Source organism: Streptomyces sp. NPDC001194, from assembly GCF_042896985.1.
GTDB lineage: Bacteria > Actinomycetota > Actinomycetes > Streptomycetales > Streptomycetaceae > Streptomyces.
Window position 1 is genome coordinate 135,894 of record NZ_JBIAXU010000007.1, and the last position, 26,722, is coordinate 162,615.

Below are 26,722 nucleotides of genomic sequence, written 5' to 3' on the forward strand. Positions count from 1 at the left end.
TCCGCAGGGCTCCGGGCCTCGGCACGCTCCGTGCGGGGCGGCCGGCGGGCTGCCGGAGCGGCTCAGGAGGAATCCCGCACGACCAGTGCCGTCGGGAGTACCCGGCGCGGCTCCTCACCCTCGCCCTGCCTCGGGGCGGCGTCGGCTCGGGACTCCTCCGCGACCTTCTGGAGCAGGAGCCGGGTCATCGTGCGGCCCATCTCCTCGATGGGCTGGCGCACACTGGTCAGGGGCGGGTCCATCAGACGGGCCACCGTGGAGTCGTCGACCCCTACGAGGGCGACGTCCTCGGGGACCCGCCGGCCGGCCTCGCGCAGCACGCCGCGCGCACCGGCCGCCATCATGTCGGAGGCGGCGAAGACGGCGTCCAGGCCGGGGGCGCGTTCCAGGAGCTCGCGCATCGCCAGCCGGCCGCCCTCCTCGGTGAAGTCCGCGGTCGCCACGAGCGACTCGTCGGGCTTGATTCCGGCCTCGGCCAGGCCCGCGCGGTAGCCGCCCAGACGGGCGCGGGCCACGTACATGTCCAGCGGCCCGCTTATGGTCGCGATCCTGGACCGGCCGCGCCCCGCGAGATGGGCGACGGCCGCCCGTCCCGCACCGATGTTGTCGGAGTCCACATAGGCCACCGGCTCGGCCTCCGAACGTCGCCCGTTCATGACGACCGGCAGGCCCAGCCGCGCGATCCGGTCGGGCAGCGGGTCGTCCCCGTGGACCGATGCCAGCAGCACGCCGTCGACCCGCTGGGCGGCCAGGTAGTGCTCGAACCGCTGCCGCTCGGCCTCGGTCCGGACCAGAGTGAGCAGCAGCTGCTTGTCCGCCTCGGCCAGCTCGGCGCTGACCCCGCGGATGAGGTCGAGGAAGTACGGCTCCGAGAAGATCCTGGCCTCGGTCTCCGGGATGACGAGGGCTACGGCGTCGGTCCGGCTGCCGGCCAGCGCCCTGGCCGCCTGGTTGGGCACGTACCCGAGCTCGGCGACGGCTCGGGCGACCGCTTCCTTGGCCTGCCGGCTCACCCGCGGGGAGCCGTTGATGGCCCGGGAGACCGTGCCCCGGCCGACGCCTGCCAGGGCCGCGACCTCTTCCAGGGTGGGCCTGCCGCCGCTCTGCCGTCCGCTCACGCTCTTGAACTCCCCTCGTGCGCCATCGCACTCTGCACCGGGCACGGGCCCGGCCTGCCGATCAGGTAAGTAAGACGGTGCACCCGTCCGTCCCGTAGCCGTGGGACACGTTACGCCGACGAGGAGTGGGAGCGCTCCCACAGTACTCTCGATCCCCTCCCGACACCACGGTCGCGTTCACAACCTGACACGGGCAGCGCTCGAGAAGGAAGGCGCGTGCACCCGAGGCTTCTGCGTAATGAATTCGCGTTCGTCTCTTGACACCCGCACCCGCCAGGCAGCAACCTTCCGGCAACGGCATGGGAGCGCTCCCACTCAGGGGTGCGACAACGGCTTTCACATCAGGTCCGGGCGGGCCGCTGGCCGAGCCGCGAACAGCCCGCCGGACCCCATGGCGCACAACGAGCAGCACCTTGGACGAGGAGAGTGGAATGCGTACTTCCAGCAGCAGACGCGGACGCCGCACCGCAATGACCGCGATCGCCGCGGCCGCCGCGGTCGTGACCGGTGCAGCCTTGCTCACCGGTTGCGGGGGTGGCGACGGCACGGGCGACGGCGCGGCCGGTGGCGGGCGGATCACGCTGCGGATCGGTACCTTCGGTTCCTTCGGCTACGACGACACCACGGGGGCCAAGCTCTACGCGGAGTACGAGAAGGCCCACCCCAACATCAAGATCGAAGAGTCGAACGTCGCCGACGGCCAGAAGTACTGGGACACGCTCAAGCTGCGCCTCTCCCGCAACAGCGGTCTCGCGGACATCCAGGCCCTGGAGGTGGGATACATAGCGGAGGCGACCGGGCCCGCCATGGCGGACAAGTGGGCCGACCTCGGCAAGACGGGCGGCGCGGACCTCGGCGCGTTCCTCGACTGGAAGGTCAAGCAGGCCACCACCGGGGACGGCAAGGTCATCGGCCTCGGCACGGACATCGGCCCGATGGCCATCTGCTACAACAAGGACCTCTTCGCCCAGGCAAAGCTGCCGACCGACCGCACCGAAGTCGCCAAGCTCTGGGCGGGCGACTGGGCGAAGTTCCTCCAGGCCGGGGAGACGTACAAGAAGAACGCGCCGGCCGGGACCGCCTTCCACGACTCAGCGAGCGGCCTCTTCAACGCCGTGGTATCCAGCGAGCCGCTGCAGTACGCCAATGCCAAGGGCGAGCTGGACTACGAGAACAGCCCGGGCGTGAAGCGGGCATGGGACACCGCCGTGGCGGCGGTCCAGGCCGGACTGACCGCAAAACTGCGCCAGTTCGACGAGAAGGGCACCTGGAACGCGGCCTTCAAGAACTCGAAGTTCGCCACCGTGGCCTGCCCGAGTTGGATGACGGGCATCATCAAGGAGCAGGCGGGCCCGGAGAACCAGGGGAAGTGGGACATCGCGGCGCCGCCCGTGGCGGGGAACTGGGGCGGCTCGTTCCTCACCGTGCCCAAGTCGGGCGAGCACGTCAAGGAGGCGGCCGAGCTGGCCGCCTGGCTCACCGCTCCGGCGCAGCATGCGAAGGTCTTCGGTGTGAACGGCAACATCCCGTCCACCAAGGACACGCTCACCTCCACGGCGGTCCAGGAAGCCAAGCTGCCGTACTTCGGCGACACGCCGATCGGCAGGATCTATTCCGAGGCCGCCGCCGGCATCACGCCCGCGCCCATCAGCCGGTGGGACGGCCAGGTGAAGACGTTCCTCACCGACAACGGCATCCTCGACATCGAGCAGCGGGGCACCGACCCGGCGAAGGCCTGGGAGAACGTCAAGAGGCTCGTCGACGACAAGATCGACAAGTAGCGGAGGCCGCACGGCGGCCCGCCCCCACCCGCCGCCTCCCCGCGGGTGGCGGCGGGCCGCCGCCGTCCGCACCACTGCACGCATCGACCTGGAAGGAACGCCCCCGTGGCCACCTCCGTACGGGCGACCAGTGGCGACTCCCCGCCGCCCGCCGCACAGTCCCCGGGCCCCAGCGCCGGCTCGCGCAAGCGGCCGCCCTCCGGCCGGAGCGGGCTGCGCAGCACGCTCTACCGCCTCGATCTGAAGGCGGTCCCCTACGTATTCGTCGCCCCCTTCTTCCTCACCTTCGCGGCCTTCGGGCTCTTCCCGCTGATCTACACGGGCTGGCTCTCGCTCCACCGGGTGGAACTCGGCGGCAGCGCGCAGTGGAAGGGGCTGGAGAACTACACCTCCCTGGCGAGCAGCGAGTTCTTCTGGAACGCCCTCGCCAACACCTTCACCATCGGCGTGATCTCCACCGTTCCCCAGCTGCTGATGGCCCTCGGCCTGGCCCACCTGCTCCACTACAAACTCCGTGGCCGCGGTTTCTTCCGCGTCGCGGTCCTCGCCCCGTACGCCACCTCGATCGCGGCGGCGACGCTCGTCTTCGCCCAGCTCTTCAACACCGACTACGGCCTGATCAACACGGCCCTGGGCTGGGCCGGCTTCGAGCCGGTCGCCTGGGAATCCTCCAAGTGGCCCGCTCAGATCGCGATTTCGGTGATCGTGACGTGGCGCTGGACCGGCTACAACGCCCTCATCTACCTGGCGGCGATGCAGGCCGTACCCCAGGACCTCTACGAGGCGGCGGCGTTGGACGGAGCTTCGCGCTGGCGCCAGTTCCTCAGCGTGACCATCCCCTCCATCCGGCCGACGATCCTGTTCACCGTCATCGTCTCGACCATCGGGGCCACCCAGCTCTTCGGCGAGCCGATGCTCTTCGGCGGCAGTGTCGGGATCAGCGGCGGGAGCGGGAACCAGTTCCAGACGCTGAGCCTGCTCATGTACGAGAAGGGCTGGGTGACCGGCGCGCTGGGCCAGGCCTCCGCCATCGCCTGGGTCATGCTCCTGCTCCTCCTGCTCATCGGCGGCCTCCACGCCCTGGTCTCCCGCTCGAACCGCATCCGCAACCGCGCCGGCCGCATGCGCACGAAGGCGGGAAGCTGAACCCATGAGCCGCACACTCGACACGACCGCCGCCGGGGCGCCGCGCGCCAGGCGCCTTCGCCCGTCGGCCGGCCGCCAGCACCACGCCGGACCGCTGACCTACGTCCTGCTCGGCCTCGCCGCCCTGGTCTCCCTCTTCCCCCTGTACTGGAACCTGGTCGCCGCCTCCCATACGGGCGAACGCGTGGTCAAGGCCCCGGCCCCGCTCCTGCCCGGCCCCCGGCTCTTCGACAACCTCTCCTTCGCCTGGAACCAGGTCGACATGGGCGAGGCGCTGGTCAACACGACGATCGTGGCCGGGCTCGTGGCCCTGTCCACCGTCCTGTTCTCCACCCTGGCCGGCTTCGCCTTCGCCAAACTGCCCTTCAGGGGTCGGAGCGCCCTGTTGGCGCTCGTGGTGGCCACCATGACGATCCCGCCGCAGCTCAGCGTGATCCCCCTCTACCAGATCATCACCGACCTCGGCTGGGTCGACCAGCTCCAGTCGGTCGTCCTGCCCTCGCTGGTCGCCGCCTTCGGCGTGTTCTTCATGCGCCAGTTCCTCATCGAGGCCCTGCCGGTGGAGCTGGTGGAGGCGGCGCGGATGGACGGCGCGCACAGCCTGCGCATCATCTGGCACGTGGTCTTCCCGGTGGCCCGGCCCGCGATGGCGGTCCTGGGAATGCTCGTCTTCGTCCAGGCCTGGAACGACTTCTTCTGGCCGTTCATCGCGCTGACCCCCGACGGGAACCCCACCCTCCAGGTCGCCCTGGCCGGCCTCGGCGCGGGAAACCACACCGTCGACCAGGCCGTCGTACTGACCGGGGCGCTCATATCCACCCTGCCGCTGCTGCTGGTCTTCGCCGTACTCGGCAAGCACATCGTGGGCGGAATCACCGCCGGCGCCGTCAAGAACTGACGGCGTTCGTCGAGGACCGGCCGGACCGCCGGCGTGTTCACACACCGCGACTTCCGCCACCGCTTCATCCGGCACGACTTCATCCGATCCTGCGTTGGGAGCGCTCTCCTATGACCGCGTCCGAGACCCGGCCGCTCACGGCCACCCGCACCTTCCCCCCCGACTTCCTGTGGGGCACGGCCACCGCCGCGTACCAGATCGAGGGCGCCGCCCGGGAGGACGGCCGGACCCCATCCATCTGGGACACCTTCTCCCACACCCCCGGCAGGGTCTTCGAAGGCCACACCGGTGACGTGGCTGTGGACCACTACCACCGGTTCCCCGAGGACGTCCGCCTCATGTCGGAACTCGGCCTGGGCGCCTACCGGTTCTCCGTCTCCTGGTCACGCGTACAGCCGACCGGCCGGGGCCCCGCCGTCCAGAAGGGCCTGGACTTCTACCGTCGGCTCGTCGACGAACTGCTCGCCGCGGGCGTCACACCCGCCCTCACCCTCTACCACTGGGACCTCCCCCAGGACCTGGAGGACGCGGGCGGCTGGCCCGAGCGCGCGACCGCGGAGCGGTTCGCCGAGTACACGAGCCTGGTGGCCGACGCCCTCGGAGACCGGGTGAAGCACTGGATCACCCTCAACGAGCCCTGGTGCAGCGCGTTCCTCGGCTACGCCTCCGGCGTCCACGCCCCCGGCCGTACGAACCCGGTCGCCGCCCTGCGCGCGGCCCATCACCTCAACCTCGGTCACGGCCTCGCCGTCCAGGCCCTGCGGGCGGCGCTGCCCGGGGACGGTCAGGTCGCGGTCTCCCTCAACCTCCACGAGGTGCGTCCCCTGACCTCCTCCGCCGGCGACCAGGAGGCGGCCCGGCGCATCGACGCCGTCGGCAACCGGATCTGGCTCGGACCGATGCTGGAGGGCGCCTATCCCGAAGACCTCCTCGTGGACACCGCGCACCTGACCGACTGGTCCTTCGTCCGGGACGGCGACACCGCCACGGTGCACCGGCCCCTGGACCTGCTCGCCGTGAACTACTACACTCCGACGGTCGTCTCGCACGCAGCGGAGGGCGGAGCGGTGCCGCAGTACGACGGGCACGGCAACAGCGAGCACTCGCCGTGGCCCGGAGCAGAGGGCGTGGCGTTCCACCGGGCACCGGGTGAACGTACGGCGATGGACTGGCCGGTCGACGCGAGCGCCCTGTACGACCTGCTGACCCGGACCGCCGCCCGGTACCCCGGGCTGCCGCTCTTGGTCAGCGAGAACGGGGCGGCGTACGAGGACGACATCGGCCCCGACGGCACGGTCCACGACCCGGAGCGCGCCGCCTACGTCCACGCCCACCTCGACGCGGTGCACCGGGCGATCACCGACGGGGCGGACGTGCGCGGCTACTTCCTCTGGTCGCTGCTCGACAACTTCGAGTGGGCGTACGGATACGCCAAACGCTTCGGCGCCATCCACGTCGACTACGACACCCTGAAGCGCACCCCCAAATCGAGCGCGCACTGGTACTCCCGCGTGGCCCGGACGGGAGAACTGCGCGCTCCCGGCGCGGCGTAGCGGGCGGTGCCGGTGGACTCGGCGGCAGTGCGAGCCCACCGGTACGCCGTCGGCAGGCTCTTGGCCGGTCGCCCCGTCACCAGCCCGTCGGAAGACCGGCGATGAACGAGGTGAGCCGGTCGGCGATGAGCCGGTCGTCGTGGGCCGCGTAGTGCCAGTCGCAGCCGAGGAAGTCCAGGCCCGAGTCGTCGAGGGACCAGTAGCGGACCCCGCTGCCGCCGGCGTCGTTGCGCGCCTCGACCACCTGCTGGACATGGCCGGCGTACCGGCCGGGCGGGCGGGCGGGCGTGGCGACGGTGGCTCCTTCGACCTGGACGTCGCAACCGGCCGCCGAGTCGCCCAGCACGATCCCCACGCCGATGCACCTGACCCGGCCGTCGAAGCACACAGGTGCACACCGCTGGACGGGTCAAGGAGACCGGGAACACCGTGCAGTGCAGCTGGCCCGGCGTCCTCGTCCTGCGCCTCATCGGGTTCATCGCCTCGCCTGCCTTCCTCACCACCGACAACCTGATCGGTGTGGCCCAACAGTCCACCGGGTTGAGCCTGCTGTGCTCGCCACGACCTTCGTCCTGATCGCCGGCCGGATCGAGCTGCCCCTGGAATCCACCATCGGCGTGGATCCCGTCATCGCCGTGTGGCTGATCCCGCCGTCCGGTGGGGGCCGGTTCACCGGACTCGGCCTCTTCCCCGAGTGGATGGCGATCCGCTCCGCCTGCTGGTCGGGGCGCTGATCGGCGCCGCCAGCGGCTTCCTCGACCTCAAGCTGCGCCTCAACGGCTGCATCGTCGGCCTCGGCGCCCTGACCATGCTCCGGGGACTGCAAGTCGCCTCTCCGACGGCCAGTCCATCGTCGAGCTGCCCTCGTCCTTCACCTACCTGGGCAGGGGGTCCTGCCTGGGCGTGCCCGCCGCGATCCGGGTGTGCCCGCTGCTCTTCGCGATCGGCGGCAGTGCGCTGGCCTGGCTCCGGCACGGCCGGGCACTGTACGCGATCGGCGGCCATGCCGAGGCCTCCCGCACGGCGGGCATCCGCGTCGACCGCACCCCAGTCTGCGCGACGACCCGCTGCGGGCGATCGACGACCGACCGCCCCGGTGCACCCGGGAACGGCGGCCACCAGCCCGGCGGACCCGCGCGGTCAGCGCGCCAGGGCCTGCAGGCGGCTGGGGTCGGCGATGATCTGCCGGACGGTCGACCACGCCGCGCCCAGCACCGGTCCGCGCCGGCCCAGGGCGGAGGGGCGTACCGCCTCCGGGGTCCAGGGCCGGACGGTGATCCGGGCGGCCAGTTCGGCGCGAATGGACGGGAGGAGCCAGTCGGCGAGTTCGGCGTAGGCGCCGCCCAGGACGAGGCCGTCCGGGTCGATCAGGTTCACCGCCGAGGTGAGGGCTAGGCCCAGGGCCCGTCCTGCACGGTCCAGGGCGCGCAGGGTCGCCTCGTCCCCGGCGCCTGCCCGCTCGGCCAGCAGGGCCACCGGGTCGCCGACGTGTGCGAGCCCGGCCTCGCGCAGCACGGCCGCTTCGCCCGCGTACTGCTCCAGGCAGCCGCGTGCCCCGCAGGCACAGCGGGCGCCCTCCGGGTGGACGGGCAGGTGGCCGAGTTCGCCCGCGAAGCCGCGGGCGCCCCGGAACAGCTGCCCGCCGACGACCAGTGCGCCACCGATTCCGGCCTCGGCGGAAACGTGTACGAAGGTCTCGGCGGGATGTCCCTGGTGCCACTGTTCGGCCAACGCCCCGAGGTTGGCCTCGTTCTCCGGCTCGGGCACGGTGTCGGGGTCGGGCCAGTGATCGGCGGGGCGGACGGCCTGCCAGCCGAGGTTGGGCGCGTTCGCGACCAGCCCGCTCGGTTCGTTCGGCACCACCCCCGGCACGGCCAGGACACGGCCCGCGACGCGCAGGCCGAGGGCGCCGGCCTCGGCCTCCGCCTCGGCACCCAGCGCGGCGGCCTCCGCCAGCACCTGCCCGGCCGGCCGGCCCGCGTTGGCCCGCTCCACCCGGCGCCACACCCGGGGTTCACCGCGCAGGTCCACGACGCACGCGGCGAGATGGGTGACGCCGATCTCCAGGCCGAGGCCCGCTGGACCCCGGTCGTTCAGGGCCAGTGCCCGGCCGGGGCGGCCGACCCGTCCGCTGGGCGCGGTCTCCGTCTCGGTCAGCGCGCCGCGGCCGATGAGCTCGTCGACCATGGAGGAGACGGCCGGCCTGGTCAGGCCCGTGTGTCCGGCGACGTCCGCCCGGGAGAGCGGACCGTGCGCGGCGACCGCGCCGATCACCACCGCGAGGTTCTGCCGACGCATGCCCTGCTGCGAGGCGGGCACGGCCTCCACGCCCCCGCTCGCCCTGCCGTTCCCCGCCATTGAGCCGACCCTCCTATCGTTCTGCCGGCGGGAGCTCCTGCAAGGCCCGCGCCCGCCGCAGCGTACTGGTGATCCGTTCGAGCGTGTCGTCGTCACGGCGTACGGGGTCCAGTACCCGGCCCTCGGCGGTCCGCCAGCGCCGGGCGACGGCGTCGGCGGGCTCACCGGTGAGCAGTGCGGCGGCCTGGGCGGCGGCCCCGAGCGCGACCAGTTCCCGGGCCGCGGGCACCTGGACCGCTCGGCCGGACAGCCGCAGGACGGTCTGCTGCCAGGCCCCGCCGCGGGCTCCGCCGCCGATCAGCAGCAGTGGTTCGTCGGGGGCGGGGCTCTCGCCTCCGGCACGCAGTACGTCGTCCAGGGCCACGAGCAGGGCGTGGGCGGCGCCGTCGTAGGCGGCCTGGAGCAGCTGTCCCGGCGTGGTGTCGTGGCGCAGGCCGTGGACCAGGCCGGAAGCGCCCGGAAGGTCCGGCGTGCGCTCGCCGTCCAGATAGGGAAGGACCACCACGGTGCCGCCCGCCTCGACGTCCTCGCGGTCGCGGCCGACGAGGTCGGCGAAGCGGTCGACGGCGAGGGTGCAGTTGAGCGTGCAGGCGAGCGGCAGCCAGCCGCCGAGGGCATCGGCGAAGCCGGCGACGGTTCCGCTCGGGTCGGCGGGCCGGGTACGGCCGACGGCGTAGACGGTGCCGGAGGTACCGAGGCTCAGCACCGGCCGTCCGGGGGTCAGGCCCAGGCCGAGGGCGGCGGCCATGTTGTCACCGGTCCCGGTGGCCACCAGCGCGCCCTCGCGCAGTGGCATCCCGGCCCGGACGGCGCCCGCCAGGGCGCCCGGCGGGAGGACCTGTGGCAGCAGCCCGGGGTCGAGGCCGATCCGGCCGAGGACGTCCTGGTCGTAGCCGTCCGGGCCCCACCAGCCGGTTCCCGACGCGTCACCGCGGTCCGTCACCGCCTCGCCGGTCAGCCGCTCCGTCAGGAAGTCGTGGGGAAGGCGGACGGCCGCGACGCGGTCGGCGGCGGCACGCTCGTTCGCGTGCAGCCAGGCCCATTTGGCGGCCGTGAAGGCGGCCGTCGGGAGGCTGCCGGTGCGGCGGGCGAGCTCTGCCGGGCCGAACGCGGCTCCGAGTTCGGCGGCCTGCGGGGCGGAGCGGACGTCGTTCCACAGCAGCGCCGGGCGCACCGGCCGGCCGGCCGTGTCAAGGGTGACCAGGCCGTGCTGCTGGCCGGCGACCGAGCAGGCGGCTGCGCGATCCGCCCAGCCGGTGCCCGTCACGGCCTCGCCGAGCGCCCGCCACCACTGCTCGGGGTCGCTCTCGCGTCCGGAGCCCCCGCTGACGGCGTGCGAGGCGCGGCCCTCGCCCAGAACCGCGCCGGTTTCCAGGTCGACGGCGAGGGCCTTGGTGGACTGGGTCGAACTGTCGACACCGATCACGACGCGCTGAGCAGACATGCGTTCCTCCGGTGGGGTTCCTTCTGGCGTCTCGGCATATTAATTTGTTTTTCGTCATTACAAATAACCCTCGGCCTGATCCGGAGCGCCTCATGACCAGCGACCCGCTCGTTCCCACCCCCGCGCACAGGTTCACGTTCGGCCTGTGGACCGTCGGCTGGCAGGGGCGGGACCCCTTCGGCGACGCCACCCGGCCCGCCCTCGACCCGGTCGAGACCGTGGAGCGGCTGGCCGGACTCGGCGCCTACGGCGTCACGTTCCACGACGACGACCTGGTCCCCTTCGCCGCCGGCGATGCCGCCCGCGAGCAGGCGGTCAAGCGCTTCCGCACCGCACTCGACACGGCCGGGCTGAAAGTGCCGATGGCCACCACCAACCTCTTCACCCACCCGGTCTTCAAGGACGGCGCCTTCACCGCCAACGACCGGGACGTGCGCCGCTACGCGCTGCGCAAGACCATCCGCAACATCGACCTGGCCGTGGAACTCGGCGCCTCGGTCTACGTCGCCTGGGGCGGCCGCGAGGGCGCGGAGACGGGCGCGGCCAAGGACGTGCGCACCGCCCTCGACCGGCTGAAGGAGGCCTTCGATCTGCTGGGCGAGTACGTCGAGAACCAGGGGTACGACCTGCGCTTCGCGATCGAACCCAAGCCCAACGAGCCGCGCGGCGACATCCTGCTGCCCACCATCGGCCACGCCCTGGCGTTCATCAACGAGCTGGACCGGCCCGAGCGGGTCGGCCTCAACCCGGAGGTCGGCCACGAGCAGATGGCCGGGCTGAACTTCCCGCACGGCATCGCCCAGGCCCTGTGGCACGGCAAGCTGTTCCACATCGACCTCAACGGCCAGACCGGCATCAAGTACGACCAGGACCTGCGTTTCGGCGCGGGCGACCTGCGCCAGGCCTTCTGGCTGGTCGACCTGCTGGAGTCGGCCGGCTACGACGGCCCCCGTCACTTCGACTTCAAACCCCCGCGCACCGAGGACTCCACCGGCGTCTGGGCCTCGGCGGCCGCCTGCATGCGCAACTACCTGCTCCTGGCGGAGCGATCCCGCGCCTTCCGGTCCGATCCGGAGGTCCAGGCCGCGCTCGCCGCCTCCCGACTGCCCGAACTCGCCGTCCCCACCGCCGAGGACGGCCTGGCCGGGCTGCTGGCCGACCGGTCCGCCTTCGACGAGTTCGACGTCGATGCCACCGCCCGCCGCGGCATGGCCTTCGAACAGCTGGACCAGCTCGCCCTCGAACACCTCCTCGGAGCCCGCTGAGCCGGTGCGCGCATGAGCCGGGCCGTGGCGTTCCACGGCCCGGCTCCGCCACGAGCTGACCGCCGGGCGCCTCCTTCCGATTCAGGCCGCCCGGCTAGGGCCGCCCCGCTCAGGCCGGGTGGGCGAGGTCGGCCTCCAGGGTGCCGGCGGGCCGGGCGTGGACGGTTCCGTCCGGCCCGCCGAACCGGAGCTGCCACGGATGAGGGCTGTCGGTGGTCGCATGGAGGCGGTCGCTGCGGCGGCGCAGGTGGAAGCGGGCCACGTCGCCGGGCCGTCGGAGCGCGGGATCACCACGGTGCGCTCGGCGCCGTCGGCGAAGGCGTGCACCCGAGGTTCGACGCCGTCCGCCCAGGCGGAGACCGGGCGCTGGTCGTCGGCGGCGAGCGGGATGACGGAGTCGGGGCGGGCCAGCAGCGGCAGGGTGCGGAAGCCGTGCTGTTCGCGGACCCGGCGGGGACAGGTGATCCGAGCGCCGGTCAGAACGTTCGTCCACGTCCCTTCCGGCACGTAGTACTCGACCGTGCCGTCGTCAGTGAAGACAGGGGCGACGAGCAGGTCGTCGCCGAGCATGTACTGCCGGTCAAGCGCGGCGGCGGCGGGGTCGTCGGGGAATTCCAGCACCATGGCGCGCAGGACGGGGACGCCGGCGGCGTGGGCCTGTTGGGCGGCGCGCTGGAGGTACGGGGTGAGGGTCGAGTGGCGTCTCCCACGACGAACTGGCGCCCCAGGGTGTAACGATGGCCAACAGGCAGGCCGTGGTCGGTGCGGCCGTCATGGTCAGGGCGGCGCGGCGGATTCGGCCCCAGCCGGTCGAGCAAGCTCGTCCGGAGCGGTCCCGAAGTGGTCCCGCAGAGCGCGGTGCTCGGCGTACGGCACGTCGTAGGCGCCGACCGGATCAGGGTCACCCCGGCACGCCCCCGGATCACCCGACCCATGACCGCCATCGCGGAGCGCACGTCCGGGTGCGACCCGGAGCCAGCAGCGGCGTGGATCGCCGAGCCGCGGACCGAACCTGCCGTAGCGGGAGATCCACTTCCCTGCGCGGGCGGCGTGTCGGCGTTGATACGGCCGGCCTGGTCCTGGGCCGGGTGACGTGTCCACGGCTTGGGGCAGGCGTGCGGGTGAGCGGCCCACTGGGCGGTCTCGGCGAGCGCGGCGCCCTCGGCGACCACCGGCCGGACCGTGCGGGTGGTGAGGTCGGTGGTGACGCCGATGAGGTGGGCGGGATCAACGCCGGCGACGGCGAGTACGGCAGGTGGGAAGGACGGTGCTCAGTACTTCGCGCAAGTCCTCGGGATGCCGCGAGGTCCGGCCAGGCGGCAGTGGGCGCCCGGCGCCTGCCAACTCGCGCTCGATGACGCCGTGTGGGTACGCGTGCACGACGGCCGCGAGCTCCTGTCCGCCACGCACGCGGACCAGCACGGCACGACCGGTGAGGATGCCGGAGTCGGCGCCGAGGACACACCTGCCCGATCCCCGGACAGCAGGGGTCGGTCCACCTCCTCATCCTTGCGCGGGAAACCGGCATTGGTTCCTGCCGAGTTCAAGCGGCACCTCTCTCGACACGGCAAATTGTTAGCGCTAACAATTTCCGCCAAAGAACCGATGGGGGCCTCGACAAAGCGCGGCGGGGAGCCTCGGACGCGACGGTCGGCCCCGGGTCCGATGGCGCCGGCTCACGAACGGCCCTCGGGGCCCGCCCTGCGACGCAGCACCATCTCGGGCGAGATCAGCAGGTGGGGGTGCGGGTGTGCACACCGCCCCCCAACTCCTCGACGAGCAGTTTCCAGGGCCCGGCGGCCGAGCTCACCGAAGTCCTGCCGCACAGAGGCCAGGGGCGGAGTGAAGCAGGTGGACTCGGCAATGCCGTCGAAGCCGACGAGCCGATGCCTCCCAGGGTCGAGCGGCCGGACTCGTGCAGGGCGCGCAGCGGGCCGAGCACCAGGTCATCGCCGGCGCAGAAGACCGCCGGGACGTCTCGCAGTTCGGCGATCCGCAATCCCGCCTGGCAGCTAGTGCCGCGTCAGGCGAACCGGCAGAAACCACGGAAGCCGTCCGTGGTCGGCACACCCGGACCTCCCGCCGTGGGTCCGCCCCGACGAGGAGGCTGCCCGCCTGCGGCGATGTTGCCCAACGGTGATCTGAACAGACTCTTGACGACACAGTTGTGAGCGTTAACACTCAGGTATCGCCAAGCCGGAGCCGCTGCACACCCGAACTTCGCAACAGCGCGAGCAACGACTCCCGGCCGGCCCCGCTCGACCGCTTCCGGTTCTCCCAGCCGGGTCGCACCGTGCCGGTCGCGGAACATCACTGGAGGAACTGTGCGAAAGCTTTCAGCAGGCCTTGTCACCCTGGGCCTGACGCTGTCGCTGGCAGCCTGCGGCCAGAGCGCCAACGGAGCAGGCGACGGCGGTGGCGGGGACGCCAAAGGCGGCCTCATCGGCATCGCGATGCCGACCAAGTCGTCGGAACGCTGGATCAACGACGGCAACAACATGGTCAAGGAGTTCCAGGCCAAGGGTTACAAGACCGACCTCCAGTACGGCGACAACGTCGTGGAGAACCAGGTTTCCCAGGTGGAGAACATGATCACCAAGGGGGCCAAGCTGCTGGTGATCGCCGCCATCGACGGTTCCTCGCTCACCAACGTGCTGCAGAAGGCCGCCGACGCCCACGTCCCCGTCATCTCCTACGACCGGTTGATCCGCGGCACCGGGAACGTCGACTACTACGCGACCTTCGACAACTACAAGGTCGGCGTCCTCCAGGGCAGCTACATCGTCGACAAGCTCGGCGTCAAGGACGGCAAGGGCCCCTTCAACGTCGAGCTGTTCGCCGGCTCGCCGGACGACAACAACGCCGCGTTCTTCTACAACGGCGCGATGAGCGTCCTCAAGCCGTACATCGACGACAAGAAGCTGATCGTGCAGAGCGGCCAGACCTCCCTCAATCAGATCGCCACACTGCGCTGGGACGGCGGTCTCGCCCAGTCCCGGATGGACAACCTGCTGAGCAAGTCGTACACCGCCGCCCGCGTCGACGCCGTGCTCTCGCCGTACGACGGCATCTCGATCGGCATCATCTCCTCGCTCAAGGGCGTCGGCTACGGCGCCGGCCAGCCACTGCCCGTCGTCACGGGCCAGGACGGCGAGCTTGCCTCGGTGAAGTCGATCATCGCCGGCGAGCAGACCCAGACCGTCTACAAGGACACCCGCCAACTCGCCAAGGCCGCCGTCCAGATGGGCGACGCACTGCTGACCGGCGGCAAGCCCGAGGTCAACGACACCAGCCAGTACAACAACGGCGTCAAGATCGTGCCGGCTCAGCTGCTCCAGCCGGTCAGCGTCGACAAGGAGAACTACCAGGAGGTCCTGGTGGACAGCGGCCAGTACACCGCGGACCAGCTCAAGTAGCAGCCCACGGAGCCCGACCGACGGGTCCGGCGACGACGGAACGGCGGTGCGACGCCCGGGAGACCGGCCGCCGCCGCACCGCCCCGACGAAACGGATGCACTACCATGGCCCGACCCGTTCTCGAGATGCGGTCGATCAGCAAGACGTTTCCCGGCGTCAAGGCCCTCTCCGAGGTCAACCTGACCGTCGCCGCCGGTGAGGTGCACGCCGTCTGCGGCGAGAACGGCGCCGGCAAGTCCACGCTGATGAAGGTGCTCAGCGGGGTCCACCCCCACGGCGGCTACGAGGGCGAGATCTACTTCGAGGGCGAGCCCTGCCGGTTCCGGGACATCCGGGCCAGCGAGCAGCGCGGCATCGTGATCATCCACCAGGAACTCGCGCTGGTGCCCTACCTGTCCATCGCCGAGAACATCTTCCTCGGCAACGAGCACGCCACCCGGGGCGTCATCAGCTGGCACAAGACGCTGACCCACGCCGCCGCACTGATCCGGCAGGTCGGACTCGACGAGAGCCCGCACACCAGGATCGCCGATCTCGGCGTGGGCAAACAGCAGTTGGTCGAGATCGCCAAGGCGCTCGCCAAGAAGGTCAAGCTGCTCATCCTCGACGAGCCGACGGCAGCCCTGAACGAGGAGGACAGCCGCAAACTGCTCGACCTGATCCTCGAACTCAAAGCCCAGGGCATCTCCTGCATCCTCATCTCGCACAAGCTGAACGAAATCGCCCGGGTCGCCGACTCCGTCACCATCCTGCGCGACGGGCGGACCATCGAGACCATCGCGATCGGTCCCGAGGGCATCTCCGAGGAACGGATCATCCGTGGCATGGTCGGCCGCGACCTGGAACACCGCTACCCCGAGCGCGCCCCCGAGATCGGCGAGGTCGCCTTCGAGATCGAGGACTGGAGCGTCCAGCACCCGATCGACCACCGGCGCAAGGTGGTCGACGGCGTCTCGCTCAACGTCCGTCGAGGCGAGATCGTCGGAATCGCCGGCCTCATGGGCGCCGGCCGCACCGAACTGGCCATGAGCGTCTTCGGTCGCTCGTACGGGCGGTGGACCGGCGGCCGGGTGCGGCTGGACGGCCGGGAGATCCGTACCCGCACGGTGCCTGAGGCGATCGGGCACGGCATCGCGTACGCGACCGAGGACCGCAAGCAGCTCGGCCTCAACCTCAACGACGGCATCAGCCGGAACATCTCGCTGGGCGCCCTCGGCAAGGTCGCCCGGCGGGGCTGGGTCGACCGGCACGAGGAGGCCCGGATCGCCGAATCGTTCCGGCGGACCATGAACATCAAGGCCCCCTCGGTGTTCGCGGAGACCGGCAAGCTCAGCGGCGGCAACCAGCAGAAGGTCGTCCTCAGCAAGTGGATCTTCGCCGAGCCGAAGGTGCTGATCCTCGACGAACCCACCCGGGGCATCGACATCGGCGCCAAGGCGGAGATCTACACCGTCATCGCCGAACTCGCCGCCCAGGGCAAGACGGTACTCGTCATCTCCTCCGAACTCCCCGAACTCCTGGGCCTGTGCGACCGGATCTACACCATGGCCGAAGGCCGGATCACCGGTGAGGTCGACCGTGCGGAAGCCACCCAGGAATCCCTCATGCGGCTCATGACCATGAGCGCGGCATACCCCGACAAGCAGGTGTGAGGCATGGCCCAGACCAAGACCACCCCAGAGACCACGCCCAGCACACCGCAGACCGGCCGAGGTGCGTCGGCCGGTGCCGTACTGGCCCGGGCGCTGCGCGGCAACCTGCGCCAGTACGGGATGCTGCTCGCGCTGGCGTTGATCGTGCTGCTGTTCCAGTTCTGGACGGACGGCATCCTGCTCCAGCCGCTCAACATCACCAATCTGATCCAGCAGAACGGCTACATCCTCATCCTGGCCATCGGCATGATGATCGTCATCATCGCCGGGCACATCGACCTGTCGGTCGGGTCGCTCGCCGCCTTCGTCGGGGCCACCGCTGCGGTGATGATGGTCAAACACCAGGCGCCGTGGCCCGTGGCGCTGGTGGCCGCGCTGCTGATCGGGGCTCTCGCCGGAGCCTGGCAGGGCTTCTGGATCGCCTATCTCGGGATCCCCTCGTTCATCGTCACGCTGGCCGGCATGCTGCTGTTCCGCGGGGGGACCCAGATCCTGCTGCAGGGGCAGTCGGTGGCGCCCTTCCCCAAGGGCTTCCAGAACATCAGCAGCGGCTTCCTCCCGGCGGTCGGCCCCCACACCAACTACCACAACCTCACCCTGCTGCTGGGTCTCGCGGTGCTGGCCGTAGCGATCCTGCAGGAGGTGCGCGGACGGCGGCGGGCCGCCTCGTACGGGCTGGAACCGCTCCCGGCCGGGTTGTTCCTGGTGAAGCTCGGCGCGATCACCACGGCCGTGGTGGCCTTCACGCTGCTGCTGGCCAGCTACCACGGCGTGCCGATCGTCCTGCTGATCCTCGGCGTCCTGCTGGTCGGCTTCGGATACGTGATGCGCAACTCGATCCTCGGCCGGCACACCTACGCCATCGGCGGCAACGAGGCGGCGGCGCGGCTGTCCGGGGTGAAGAGCAAGCGGGTCGTCTTCCTGGCCTTCGTGAACATGGGTGTCCTCGCGGCCCTGGCCGGGATGGTCTTCGCCGCGCGACTCAACGCCGGTACGCCGCAGGCCGGCATCAACTTCGAGTTGGAGGCGATCGCGGCCGCCTTCATCGGCGGCGCCTCCGCGAGCGGCGGTGTGGGAACCGTCCTCGGTGCGCTCACCGGCGGTCTGGTGCTGGGCGTGCTGAACAACGGCATGTCGCTGGTCGGCGTGGGTACCGACTACCAGCAGGTGATCAAGGGCCTGGTACTGCTGGCGGCCGTCGGCTTCGACGTCTACAACAAGCGCAAGGCCGGAGGCTGACCCTGTCCCTCCTCGGCTCGGCGCTGCCGCCGCTCGCACGAGGAGGCGTGCCTTCGCGCGGCCGCCCCCCGAGTGGGCCACGTTCACCCTCCGCTGGTCGATTCCCACCACAGCGCCCGGCACGCGGGGGCGGCAGGGTCCTGGTCCTACCAGCGGCTCACCGAGGCGCTGGCAGGAAAGGCGACCATGCAGACGACACTCGCCCACCTTGACGAGCAGCCCCCTCTCGCCGCCGTCGGCATCGGCGTGCACGGCCCGGCCGGTCACGTGGACGTGTTCTCCCTGCCGGACCTCTGGCAGCTCCATCTGTAGCACCACGAGGCCGACTTGACCGTTGACGGCGCGATGTACGCGGTCCGTCCGGCGGGGTCAGCCTCGTACCGTCCGGCGCCGAGTCCGCTATCGCTACCGGGGCCGGTCCTCACACCTCTGCGTCCACCTCCGCCTGGGCTCAGGTGGAACTCCCCGCAGCATCTCGGCTATCCAGCACGCCGGCCCCGAACTCAAGCGCCTGAAGACTCAGTTGCGGCAGGCAGTGGCCGTCTGGCCGAGCGTCCCGGCACGGGCCGCGGCCGAGGTGTGGGCCGCCCTGTGGCGGGTCGCCCAGCTCGCGCCCGCGAGGGAGCGGAACGCACAGGCCGCCCACCCGGCGGTCACGGCCGCCGTGGCCCTGATCGAGGCACGGCTGGGGCGGCCTCTGACGGTGCCGGACATCGCGTCGGCGGCCGGTTTCTCCCACAACCACCTGACGCGGCTCTTCCGCGCAGCGACCGGGGAGGCGGTCGTCGGCTACGTCCTGGCCCGGCGGATGGAACGGGCGCGCCACTGCCTGCAGGCCACCACCCTTTCCGTCCCCGCCGTCGCCGCATCGGTCGGCATTCCCGACCTCCAGGTGTTCAACAAGGCTTGTCGCCGCACGCGCGGAGCTTCTCCGCGCGGCATCCGTGCCGCCCGGCCCGCCTCCCCGCACTCCCCCGATCAGTGAGCGGACCGATACGGGACACCGCCGCCCGGCCGCCCCGAAGGACCCGCCGCACGCCCGCTCCACAACGGCGGCAACCTTTCCGCGTCCTGCGGCGACCAGGCAGTGCACCTCGACTCGAATCTTCGAACGGACGGACATGCAGACTGCACGGCAGGCCGCGCGGCAACGCAGGCGTAGACACAGGCTGATGCTGGGGGCGGCAGTGATACTGACCGCCGCGGGCGTCCTCTTCTGCCTGGTGACGGCCATGCGCCCCGACCCCAAGGCCGGGGCCGCGGCCGTGGCCCCGGCCGACGTGGCCGCCCCCGCCGCCCCCCTGACGGGAGCCACGCCCTCGGCCCCGACGAGCCCGTCCCCTGCGGCCAGCTCGCCAGCCGCGGCCACCCCGAGCGCGGCCGGCGCGACGGCCACCGCGCAGACGCCACGGCCTTCGGCGAAGGAATCCCCACCGGCGGCGTCCGCCCCGGCGCCGTCGGCAGGACGCATCCAGCCCGGGACCACCTACAAGGGCGTCGCCACCGCCTACGCCGTCGGCGACGGCAACGGCGCCTGCCTGTTCGGCCCGAGCGACGACCTCATGATCGCCGCGATGAACACCACCGACTACGAGTCGTCCAGGGCGTGCGGCGCGTACGTGCGCGTCCGCGCCGCGAACGGCGCTTCGATCACGGTCCGGATCACCAACAAATGCCCGCTGCCCTGCGCGCCCGGACAACTGGACCTCAGCCAACAGGCCTTCGCGAAACTGGCCGACCCCAAGCTCGGTCGCATCCCGATCACCTGGAGCCTGCTGAGTCCCCAGACATCCGGGGCGCTCTCCATCCGGTACAAGACCGGGTCCAGCCCAAACTGGTGCGGCATCCAGGTGATCGGCCACCGCAATCCGGTCGCGCGGCTGGAGGTACGCACCGCCGCGGGCTGGCGGAAACTGCCCCGTACCGACTACAACTACTTCCTCTCCGCCGACGGCAGCGGGTGCGGCGGCGCGATGAGGATCACCGACATCTACGGGGAGCAGCTGACGGTCGAGGGCACCGCGCTGCTCCCGGACGTCGCACAACCGACACGGGTCCAGTTCGCCCCGCACTGAAACCACACCACGGCCGGGTGGCCGCTCCGGTCCGGCGGATCGGAGCGTCTCGGGTCGTACCGGGCGCTGGTACGCTGCCGCCCGGATGTTAGCGCACACATTTGCGAAAGGGGCGACCGTCGGACATGGTCCTCGATGACGCGTCCGCGGAGTTCCACGACTTCTTCGAACGCCACTACGCGGAACTCGCCCGGTTCGCCCATCTCCTGACGGGCGAGGCGGACGGCGCCGACGATCTGGCCGCGGACGCCCTGACCGCACTGTGGCAGCGCTGGGACCGGCTGCGCCAGGCCGAGCACCCACTCGCCTACGCCCGTGGCGTGGTCGCCAACCTGGCACGGTCACGGATCCGCAGCACGGTGCGCGAGCGCCGCCGGATCGCCCTGTTCTGGTCCCGTGGCGCGGAGCCGTCGGGCGGTCCGGACGTGGCCGCCGTGGTGGACGTGCGGACGGCTCTCGCCCGGTTGCCGTTCCGGAAGCGGGCGTGCGTGGTCCTGCGGCACGCCTTCGACTTGTCGGAGAAGGACACCGCACTGGCGCTCGGAATATCGGTCGGTACGGTAAAGAGCCAGACCTCGAAGGGGATGGCCGAGCTGGAACGGCTGCTGGGCAGCGCGGGATCAGCCGGGGAACTTGTGGCGGGGAGGAGGAGTCGTTGAACGAGGAGCTCACCGAGCGGCTGCGCGCAGCCGCCGAGGCCCACCAGCCCGACCGCGCCCGGATCCTGGCACGCGTGGAACGCGGCATGTCCGGCGCCCCCGCCCGCCACCGCGAGCCGTCCGGCGCGAGGCCCTGGCCCAGGGTCGCGCTCGCCTCCCTCACCGTGGTCGGCACCCTGGCGGTCGGTGGTTTCGCCGTCGCCGCCATCGTCCAGTCACCGCCGGCCCGGCCGGAGGTCTCGGCCACCCCCGCCGCGCCGTCCGCGCCGTCCGGGAGCCCCCGTTCGACACCGTCGACACCATCGGCGCCCGTCACCGGCAGCCCGACCACGCCGGACCGTTCGTCCCCGACGGGCCCCCGCCCTTCGGCGTCAGGCTCCGCGGGCTCGGCCCGGCCCGGCAGCGCGCAGGTCCAGGACGGGCCACTGTCGTCGGCCGGCGCTTTGGACGCGAACAGCAACAGCTTCTGGGCGCAGAGCGACATCACCCTCAAGTCCACGCAGCCGCTCACCGCCCTCACCGTGGAACTGCGCATCACGCAGACCGGCGCGGTGCAGAGCACCGGCAGCTGGCGGACGCTGCCCGCCGAGGATTTCACCGTCACCGTGCAGAACGAGGGCGGAGCAGTGGTCTACCGCTGGATCCTCAAGCCGGGCCGTACGGTCCCGGCCGGACAGCACGTCTTCGCCGGCCAGTACAACCACGCCGCCGGCGCACGCGAGGCCGGGCAGGACGGCTACCGCGTCGACGCCAACGGTCCCCGCGGCGCCTTCTCGGTCTGGGGCGGCTTCACCCCGACACGATGAGGCCGTGCCCGTAGCCGGGCCGAAGCCGCCCACGCCCCTGCCCACGCACCTGCGCGCCGCGTGCCTCACCCTCGCCGCGCGCCGTGTGGTCCCGTTTCCCCGGCCCGTGGGTGGAACGGCTCTGACCGCCGCACGCCCACGGGCCGAGGCGATCAGGACAGGTCGCCGTACACCACGCCACGGCCGTAGGCGCCCAGGTAGACCCGCCCGTACACGTCGGGGTCGCCACTGATGACGCTGATGGCGCTGCCGCCGAACTGGTGCTGGTCGTCGTTGATCCGGACCCAGGCCGAGCCGCCGTCGGTGGAGCGGAACAGCCCGGCGACGCCCTTCACCTGCCCGGAGAGGTAGAGCGCCTGGTACCCGGCACCCGGGGCCGGCTTGCCGAAGCCGACGGCGGTCGCCCGCTCCACTCCGCCGGCCTTGCCGAAGCTCTTCCCCCCGTTGGTGGAGTGCAGGAGTCCGTTGCCCCCGCCGGCGATCCACAGGTCACCGGCGATGCCCGGAACCGCCTCGAGCTGCCCGCCACCCAGACCGGTGGCCCGGGCGGTGAAGTTCCTCCCGCCGTCGGTGCTGGCGTACAAGGTGCCGTCGCTGAGGGCGTAGAAGGTGTTCGCCGCCGAACGGTCGGCCACCACGGCCGTGTCCTTGGGCAGACCGGAGGTCGCCGTCCAGGCCGAGCCGCGGTTGGTCGAGGAATACGGAACCTGCCCATCAGGGGCCCACACCACGGCGGCGCCGTCCGCCGAGACGGCCACGGAACCGCCGCCCGCGTCGCGCGTCGGCGCCGTGGCGAACGGCGCCCAGACGGCTCCGCCGTCGGTCGAATAGGCACCGTGCTGCTCGCCGCCGAGACCGACCCGTACCACGAACTGCGGCTTCGACTGGGCGAAGTCGATACCGGTGATGTTGGTGAACTGCGGTCCGGAGAGCGCCTTGGCGGGCACCTTGGTGAGGTCCTCGTGCCGGAACCCGCTGACATCGCCGAGGGCACTGATCAGCGGAAGACCAGGGGGCTTGATCAGCCCGAGGGTCGCGGTCTCCTCCAGGCCCTTGGCCGGGACGGTCCAGTGCGTCGCCCGCCCGGTGTCCGCCGCGGTCACGTCGTTGCTGCCCCACATCCCCGATCCGGTGCCGTACAGCACGTGCCCGGAATCGAAGGGGTCGATGGCCAGGGCGCCCATCCAGTGGCCGATGCCGGTGCCCACGTAGGGCGCTGCGGAGCTGTCCCGCACCGAGGTCGCGCCGAGCGCCTTCCAAGAGGCGCCGCCGTCGGCCGACCGGTAGATCTCGTCCGAGGGCCACCAGCGGTCCAGCGTGGTGACCATGACCGTGGACGGGTGCTGCGGATCGACCGCCAGGCCGGCGAAGCCGTAACCGCCGCTGGACGGCGAGATGTTCTGCCAGCCCCCGATGGACGGCGTGTGCTTCCACACCGAACCGGCCGTCACGCCGTTCGGGCCCGGAGCGTTGGTGTACGTCAGGTAGAGCGAGCCGTCGCCGGACAGCACACCGTGCTGCGGCAGCTGCCCCTTCGGCTGGCCGGGCACGGCCTGCCAGGTGCTGCCGCCGTCGGTGGATCGGTACAGCGAGGTGGTCTTGTCGGCCACCCCGACGTAGATCGTCCGGCTGCCGGACGGGCCGAAGGTCACGAAGGAGAGGCCGACGCCGCTGCTCGCACCGTCCTTCACGGGGAAGCCGGCGACCTGGCTCCACGTCACGCCGTAGTCGGTGCTGCGCCAGAGCCCGTTCTTACGGGTACCCAGGTAGAGCGTGCCGTGGGCGGACGGGTCCACCACCAGCCGCTCGCCCATGGACCGGCCGTCCTCGTTGCCGCCCAGTTTGAACGGCAGGTCGGTGCGCTGGAACGTCCTGCCCTGGTCGGTGGAGCGGAGGATCGCACCGTTGCCCGCCCAGTCGTTGGTGTAGGTGCCGCTCGCGAGGTACAAGCGGTTCGGGTCGACCGGGTCGGTCGCCAGGCTCTCGATCCCCAGCAGGTTCCAGTCGGCTCCGCCGATCCAGTCGGTCAGCGAGTTCCAGCGGGCGGCGGTCGCGTCCCAACGGTAGGCGCCGCCGATGTCGGTCCGTGCGTACAGCAGGTCCTTGCGGGCGGGGTTGAAGACCAGCCCGGTGACGAATCCGCCACCGACGATCTGCGCGTTGTGCCAGGTGTACCTGCCCGAGCCGCCCACCTTCACCAGCTTCCACCGCTGGTTGGTGCTGCCCTGGTCCGCGTACTGGATGAGCGGCACGCCGTCGCCGCTGGATCCGCCCCACACGTCCAGCACCATGCCGCTGCTCCGGGAGACGATTTTCACCGCCGCGCCGCCGACGTCCTCGATCTTCCACTGCTGCGTGGCGGCGCCGTGGTCGGACTGCTGCTCGACGGCTGCCGCCGACTGTCCGGAAGCACCCCGCACACCGAGGACCTTCTTGCTGCTGCGGTTCTGCAGCCCGTAGTAGCCGTCCCGCGTCGGCCTAAGGCGCCATTGCTGACTCGCAGCACCGGCCACGCGGCTCTGCTGCCGTGTCCAGGCGCCGTCCGACGTGTCCGCGCCGGGCACGTCCAGCACCTTGTCGCTGCGCACGGACACCACCTCGTAGTAGACGTCGGAATCCAACGTCGCGGCCTCCGAGTCGGCCTGCACGAAAAGCAGGTAGGGACCGAGCACACCGGGCACGCACAGCGCCAGACCCATCGTCGTCCAGCGCCGGCGGTGGCGTCCACGCGTACGTCGCTCGCCACCGGCCGCGTGCGTGCGCCGACCGTGACCGTGCGCGGTGGGATCCGTCTCGTTCATGGGGGGGTGCTCCTTGCTCCGAGCCTGCCACGCACACCCGCTCAGGTCAGCGGTGCGCAGCAGCATGCGACGGTGTGATCGGACAATCCGTGGGTGTGATCGTCTTCGGGTCGCCCGTCAGTCGCCACAGCTCCGCGAAAGGTTGCCGATCGCCGAAGTCCTCCCTGGACCACTGACGGCCTGGCCCGGCGCGCGCCGATCGTGCCGGCGTACGCACGAGAGTGGTACAACACCGTGGTGCCGCGTGGCTGAACACAGAGCGCAGGACATGTTGCGCTCCCACCCCTCGGCCACGACCGACCCAGTGCGGCGGTCAACCCGGCACGGTCCGCGACCTGGTGCTCCAGCACCGCTCCGGCGTGCCGGATCTACCCCTTCCCGTCAGCGGCGACAGGAAGCCGTTGGTCCCACCCTGTACGCTCGCTCACCGAGAAGGTGACCCAGACACTCGAATCCTCGCAGCTCAGGGGTGCCTTCTCCTCACTTGTCGTCAGATCGCCCAGCCCGGTTGAATACCCGAGGCCAAGGTGTGGCCCGCCGTACTCGGCGGATCTCTCCCCTGAGGGAGGTGGGAATGGGGCTCATGGATGCGGACCACGCGGGGCTGGTTGTCGCGGCGCAGGCCGGTGACGACCGGGCGCGCGAGAAGCTGATCGCCGCGTACCTGCCGTTGCTCTACAACATCGTCGGGCGAGCGCTGAGCGGACATGCCGACGTCGACGACGTCGTCCAGGAAACCCTGCTGCGCGTGGTGCGCGACCTGCCTGCCCTGCGTTCCCCGGAGAGCTTCCGGTCCTGGCTGGTGTCGATCACACTCCGCCAGATCAGTGCCCACTGGCAGCGGCAACGCGCCTTCGCCGACCGGACCACGGTCATCGACGAGGCACTCCAGCTACCGGACGCCGGCGCCGAACTTGAGGACGTGACGATCCTGCGTCTGCACGTGTCGGACGAGCGTCGTCAGGTTGTCGAAGCCCGCCGGTGGCTCGACCCGGACCATCGGGTGCTGCTGTCGCTGTGGTGGCAGGAATGCGCCGGCTCGCTGAGCCGTGACGACATCGCCGCCGCGACGGGGCTGACTGTCGCCCACGTCGGAGTGAGCCTGCAGCGCATGCGCGAGCAGCTGGAACTGAGCCGGGCGATCGTCGCCGCACTGGAGGCCGACCCGCGCTGCCCGCAGTTGAACGAGACCGTCGGCGGCTGGGACGGTGTCCCTGCATCGGTGTGGCGCAAGCGGATCGCGCGGCACACCCGCGGCTGCACGGTCTGCATGGCGACGACCACAGAACGGGTTCCGGCCGAACTCCTGCTCCTCAGCCTCGCGCCGCTGGCCGTCCCGGCCGGACTCATCGGCGCGCTGGCCGCCAAGGGCCTGCTGTCCGGCACGGCCGCGAGCGCCGCCGGGCTGGCCACGGCACACTTCGCCGTCGCCACCGCGCCGGGGGGAGGCGCTCTGCACGGCTCGCTGATCGGCAAACTCCACGCGGTGACCGCTCATCCGCTGGTGGGCCTCGCCACCGGCGCGGTGCTCATCGCCGGGACCGCCACCTACGCGACCTGGCCCGAACCGCCGCATCGGGTGCCCGGCGTCATCGCCGCTCCCCCGGCCGGCGATCCCACGCCGATCCCGTCACGCACCACCACGTCGGCCGGACCGTCCCCGGTGAGCCCGTCCGCCGTAGCAGGCACTGTTCCGCTGGGCGCACAGTCGCTGGAGTCCGTGGATGACCCCGCCCTGTACCTCACGTATGCCGACGACTTCGCGACGCTCACCCGAGTCTCCGCGTCCAGCAGCACGCAGACACGGCAGCGGGTCACCTTCGCGGTCATGGGAGGGCTGGCCGACACACGGTGCGTCACCTTCCGCGCCGCCGACGGCCGCTATCTGCGCCATCGTGACCTGCGGCTCCAGCTGAGCACCGACGACGGCAGCGAGCTGTTCCGTGAAGACGCCACCTTCTGTCCGCGCCCCGGGGCGGTCGCCGGGTCGGTGACCCTCCACGCGCACAACTATCCCGGATCGGTCCTACGCCACCGCGACGGCGGCATCTGGCTCGATGGCTCCGACGGCACTCGGACCTTCGCCTGCCAGGCTTCCTTCATCATGCGCAGGGCCTGGGCCACCGCTCCTTGAGCATGTGGACCGAGTCGCGCAGCGACGGCTGGTGATCCTGCACCTTGGTCCTGCACCACGCCGTTCTCAGCCCGGCAGTGAGCAGCGTGCTGCGCCGAATCCAGCTCCGATCCGCATTCAGCGACGGCTGCCCCACTGTGACCGGCTTGAAGGCTGATCACCGCAACCGCCACCGGTGCCACTCCACAATCCTTCACTGATGATCAGGACGGCGCACCCTTTCTCCAGGGACGACCCGACCGTGGGGCTTCGCATAACGCTTTTTGCCTGCGAGATGCATCACCGGGCAATCGTCCGGACGACGCGACTTATTTGTTACGAGACCGCGAGTTCGGAGGCCTCCATATCGTGGGGTGCCTTTCCCGCCGCTCACCAT

21 protein-coding genes and 1 pseudogene are annotated in these 26,722 nt (G+C 71.2%); 15 read left to right on the plus strand and 7 right to left on the minus strand.

Annotated elements, in window-relative coordinates:
* Positions 1-62: 62 nt before the first annotated feature.
* Positions 63-1,118, minus strand: coding sequence for a LacI family DNA-binding transcriptional regulator (locus ACFY1T_RS17880; RefSeq protein WP_390788986.1), 1,056 nt, complete (start codon positions 1,116-1,118; stop codon positions 63-65).
* Positions 1,119-1,549: 431 nt separating this feature from the next.
* Here ACFY1T_RS17880 and ACFY1T_RS17885 point away from each other — a divergent pair, with 431 nt between their 5' ends.
* The 4 genes from ACFY1T_RS17885 (at position 1,550) to ACFY1T_RS17900 (ending at position 6,496) form a co-directional block, all read left to right on the plus strand.
* Positions 1,550-2,899 carry an ABC transporter substrate-binding protein gene (locus ACFY1T_RS17885; RefSeq protein WP_390788987.1) on the plus strand — a complete coding sequence of 450 codons (1,350 nt, stop codon included), beginning with the start codon at positions 1,550-1,552 and terminating at the stop codon, positions 2,897-2,899.
* 105 nt (positions 2,900-3,004) lie between these two features.
* Positions 3,005-4,045, plus strand: coding sequence for a carbohydrate ABC transporter permease (locus ACFY1T_RS17890; RefSeq protein WP_229335123.1), 1,041 nt, complete (start codon positions 3,005-3,007; stop codon positions 4,043-4,045).
* Between the two features lie 4 nt (positions 4,046-4,049).
* The gene (locus ACFY1T_RS17895; protein ID WP_229335124.1) at positions 4,050-4,943 is read left to right on the plus strand and encodes a carbohydrate ABC transporter permease; all 894 of its coding nucleotides are present in this window, start codon (positions 4,050-4,052) and stop codon (positions 4,941-4,943) included.
* A gap of 110 nt (positions 4,944-5,053) precedes the next feature.
* Complete coding sequence (locus ACFY1T_RS17900; protein ID WP_390788988.1) at positions 5,054-6,496, plus strand: GH1 family beta-glucosidase; 1,443 nt, start codon at positions 5,054-5,056, stop codon at positions 6,494-6,496.
* A gap of 76 nt (positions 6,497-6,572) precedes the next feature.
* Here the strand turns inward: ACFY1T_RS17900 and ACFY1T_RS17905 are convergent, their stop codons facing one another.
* Positions 6,573-6,851, minus strand: coding sequence for a hypothetical protein (locus ACFY1T_RS17905; protein WP_390788989.1), 279 nt, complete (start codon positions 6,849-6,851; stop codon positions 6,573-6,575).
* Positions 6,852-6,940: 89 nt separating this feature from the next.
* On the opposite strand from ACFY1T_RS17905, the pseudogene ACFY1T_RS17910 reads away from it, so the two are divergent.
* A pseudogene (locus tag ACFY1T_RS17910) lies at positions 6,941-7,540 on the plus strand (ABC transporter permease); the annotation flags it as partial.
* A 96-nt stretch (positions 7,541-7,636) separates the two neighbouring features.
* Here ACFY1T_RS17910 and ACFY1T_RS17915 read toward each other — a convergent pair.
* The gene (locus ACFY1T_RS17915; RefSeq protein ID WP_390788990.1) at positions 7,637-8,854 is read right to left on the minus strand and encodes an ROK family protein; all 1,218 of its coding nucleotides are present in this window, start codon (positions 8,852-8,854) and stop codon (positions 7,637-7,639) included.
* Positions 8,855-8,867: 13 nt separating this feature from the next.
* Positions 8,868-10,298, minus strand: coding sequence for a xylulokinase (gene xylB, locus ACFY1T_RS17920; protein WP_390788991.1), 1,431 nt, complete (start codon positions 10,296-10,298; stop codon positions 8,868-8,870).
* Between the two features lie 92 nt (positions 10,299-10,390).
* Here xylB and xylA point away from each other — a divergent pair, with 92 nt between their 5' ends.
* Complete coding sequence (gene xylA / locus ACFY1T_RS17925; RefSeq protein ID WP_390788992.1) at positions 10,391-11,563, plus strand: xylose isomerase; 1,173 nt, start codon at positions 10,391-10,393, stop codon at positions 11,561-11,563.
* An 81-nt stretch (positions 11,564-11,644) separates the two neighbouring features.
* Here xylA and ACFY1T_RS17930 read toward each other — a convergent pair whose 3' ends face one another.
* Both ACFY1T_RS17930 and ACFY1T_RS17935 read right to left on the minus strand, forming a co-directional pair.
* The gene (locus ACFY1T_RS17930; protein ID WP_390788993.1) at positions 11,645-12,187 is read right to left on the minus strand and encodes a hypothetical protein; all 543 of its coding nucleotides are present in this window, start codon (positions 12,185-12,187) and stop codon (positions 11,645-11,647) included.
* A 1,052-nt stretch (positions 12,188-13,239) separates the two neighbouring features.
* Complete coding sequence (locus ACFY1T_RS17935) at positions 13,240-13,428, minus strand: substrate-binding domain-containing protein (protein ID WP_390789135.1); 189 nt, start codon at positions 13,426-13,428, stop codon at positions 13,240-13,242.
* Between the two features lie 459 nt (positions 13,429-13,887).
* Between ACFY1T_RS17935 and chvE the strand changes: the two genes are divergently transcribed.
* The 8 genes from chvE to ACFY1T_RS17975 all read left to right on the plus strand — a co-directional run bounded on the left by chvE (position 13,888) and on the right by ACFY1T_RS17975 (position 21,411).
* Positions 13,888-14,979, plus strand: a complete 1,092-nt coding sequence (gene chvE, locus ACFY1T_RS17940) for a multiple monosaccharide ABC transporter substrate-binding protein (protein WP_308284550.1) — start codon at positions 13,888-13,890, stop codon at positions 14,977-14,979.
* A 105-nt stretch (positions 14,980-15,084) separates the two neighbouring features.
* Positions 15,085-16,632 carry a multiple monosaccharide ABC transporter ATP-binding protein gene (mmsA, locus tag ACFY1T_RS17945; protein ID WP_390788994.1) on the plus strand — a complete coding sequence of 516 codons (1,548 nt, stop codon included), beginning with the start codon at positions 15,085-15,087 and terminating at the stop codon, positions 16,630-16,632.
* 3 nt (positions 16,633-16,635) lie between these two features.
* Positions 16,636-17,871 (plus strand): multiple monosaccharide ABC transporter permease, encoded by a 1,236-nt coding sequence (gene mmsB / locus ACFY1T_RS17950; protein ID WP_229335131.1) that lies wholly within the window; start codon positions 16,636-16,638, stop codon positions 17,869-17,871.
* 186 nt (positions 17,872-18,057) lie between these two features.
* Positions 18,058-18,183 carry a hypothetical protein gene (locus ACFY1T_RS17955; RefSeq protein ID WP_390788995.1) on the plus strand — a complete coding sequence of 42 codons (126 nt, stop codon included), beginning with the start codon at positions 18,058-18,060 and terminating at the stop codon, positions 18,181-18,183.
* A gap of 211 nt (positions 18,184-18,394) precedes the next feature.
* Positions 18,395-18,856: a helix-turn-helix domain-containing protein gene (locus ACFY1T_RS17960; RefSeq protein ID WP_390788996.1), complete on the plus strand. Its 462-nt coding sequence runs from the start codon at positions 18,395-18,397 to the stop codon at positions 18,854-18,856.
* A gap of 187 nt (positions 18,857-19,043) precedes the next feature.
* The gene (locus ACFY1T_RS17965; RefSeq protein ID WP_390788997.1) at positions 19,044-19,946 is read left to right on the plus strand and encodes an expansin EXLX1 family cellulose-binding protein; all 903 of its coding nucleotides are present in this window, start codon (positions 19,044-19,046) and stop codon (positions 19,944-19,946) included.
* Positions 19,947-20,071: 125 nt separating this feature from the next.
* Positions 20,072-20,605, plus strand: coding sequence for a SigE family RNA polymerase sigma factor (locus ACFY1T_RS17970; RefSeq protein ID WP_390788998.1), 534 nt, complete (start codon positions 20,072-20,074; stop codon positions 20,603-20,605).
* Positions 20,602-21,411 (plus strand): hypothetical protein, encoded by an 810-nt coding sequence (locus ACFY1T_RS17975; RefSeq protein ID WP_390788999.1) that lies wholly within the window; start codon positions 20,602-20,604, stop codon positions 21,409-21,411. The genes ACFY1T_RS17970 and ACFY1T_RS17975 overlap by 4 nt, the downstream gene beginning before the upstream one ends.
* A 152-nt stretch (positions 21,412-21,563) precedes the next feature.
* Here the strand turns inward: ACFY1T_RS17975 and ACFY1T_RS17980 are convergent, their stop codons facing one another.
* On the minus strand, positions 21,564-24,110 hold the full coding sequence (locus ACFY1T_RS17980) for an RICIN domain-containing protein (RefSeq protein WP_390789136.1): 2,547 nt from the start codon (positions 24,108-24,110) through the stop codon (positions 21,564-21,566).
* Positions 24,111-24,786: 676 nt separating this feature from the next.
* Here ACFY1T_RS17980 and ACFY1T_RS17985 point away from each other — a divergent pair.
* The gene (locus ACFY1T_RS17985) at positions 24,787-26,346 is read left to right on the plus strand and encodes a sigma-70 family RNA polymerase sigma factor (protein ID WP_390789000.1); all 1,560 of its coding nucleotides are present in this window, start codon (positions 24,787-24,789) and stop codon (positions 26,344-26,346) included.
* Positions 26,347-26,722 lie beyond the last annotated feature (376 nt).

What these genes read in the sequence shown, in the direction of transcription:
- ACFY1T_RS17885 (WP_390788987.1), top strand. Translation starts at nt 1,550, where the DNA reads ATGCGTACTTCCAGCAGCAGACGCGGACGCCGCACCGCAATGACCGCG.
- ACFY1T_RS17895 (WP_229335124.1), top strand. Translation starts at nt 4,050, where the DNA reads ATGAGCCGCACACTCGACACGACCGCCGCCGGGGCGCCGCGCGCCAGG.
- ACFY1T_RS17900 (WP_390788988.1), top strand. Translation starts at nt 5,054, where the DNA reads ATGACCGCGTCCGAGACCCGGCCGCTCACGGCCACCCGCACCTTCCCC.
- ACFY1T_RS17915 (WP_390788990.1), bottom strand. Translation starts at nt 8,854, where the DNA reads ATGGCGGGGAACGGCAGGGCGAGCGGGGGCGTGGAGGCCGTGCCCGCC.
- xylB (WP_390788991.1), bottom strand. Translation starts at nt 10,298, where the DNA reads ATGTCTGCTCAGCGCGTCGTGATCGGTGTCGACAGTTCGACCCAGTCC.
- xylA (WP_390788992.1), top strand. Translation starts at nt 10,391, where the DNA reads ATGACCAGCGACCCGCTCGTTCCCACCCCCGCGCACAGGTTCACGTTC.
- ACFY1T_RS17930 (WP_390788993.1), bottom strand. Translation starts at nt 12,187, where the DNA reads ATGGTGCTGGAATTCCCCGACGACCCCGCCGCCGCCGCGCTTGACCGG.
- mmsA (WP_390788994.1), top strand. Translation starts at nt 15,085, where the DNA reads ATGGCCCGACCCGTTCTCGAGATGCGGTCGATCAGCAAGACGTTTCCC.
- mmsB (WP_229335131.1), top strand. Translation starts at nt 16,636, where the DNA reads ATGGCCCAGACCAAGACCACCCCAGAGACCACGCCCAGCACACCGCAG.
- ACFY1T_RS17955 (WP_390788995.1), top strand. Translation starts at nt 18,058, where the DNA reads ATGCAGACGACACTCGCCCACCTTGACGAGCAGCCCCCTCTCGCCGCC.
- ACFY1T_RS17965 (WP_390788997.1), top strand. Translation starts at nt 19,044, where the DNA reads ATGCTGGGGGCGGCAGTGATACTGACCGCCGCGGGCGTCCTCTTCTGC.
- ACFY1T_RS17970 (WP_390788998.1), top strand. Translation starts at nt 20,072, where the DNA reads ATGGTCCTCGATGACGCGTCCGCGGAGTTCCACGACTTCTTCGAACGC.
- ACFY1T_RS17980 (WP_390789136.1), bottom strand. Translation starts at nt 24,110, where the DNA reads ATGGGTCTGGCGCTGTGCGTGCCCGGTGTGCTCGGTCCCTACCTGCTT.
- ACFY1T_RS17985 (WP_390789000.1), top strand. Translation starts at nt 24,787, where the DNA reads ATGGGGCTCATGGATGCGGACCACGCGGGGCTGGTTGTCGCGGCGCAG.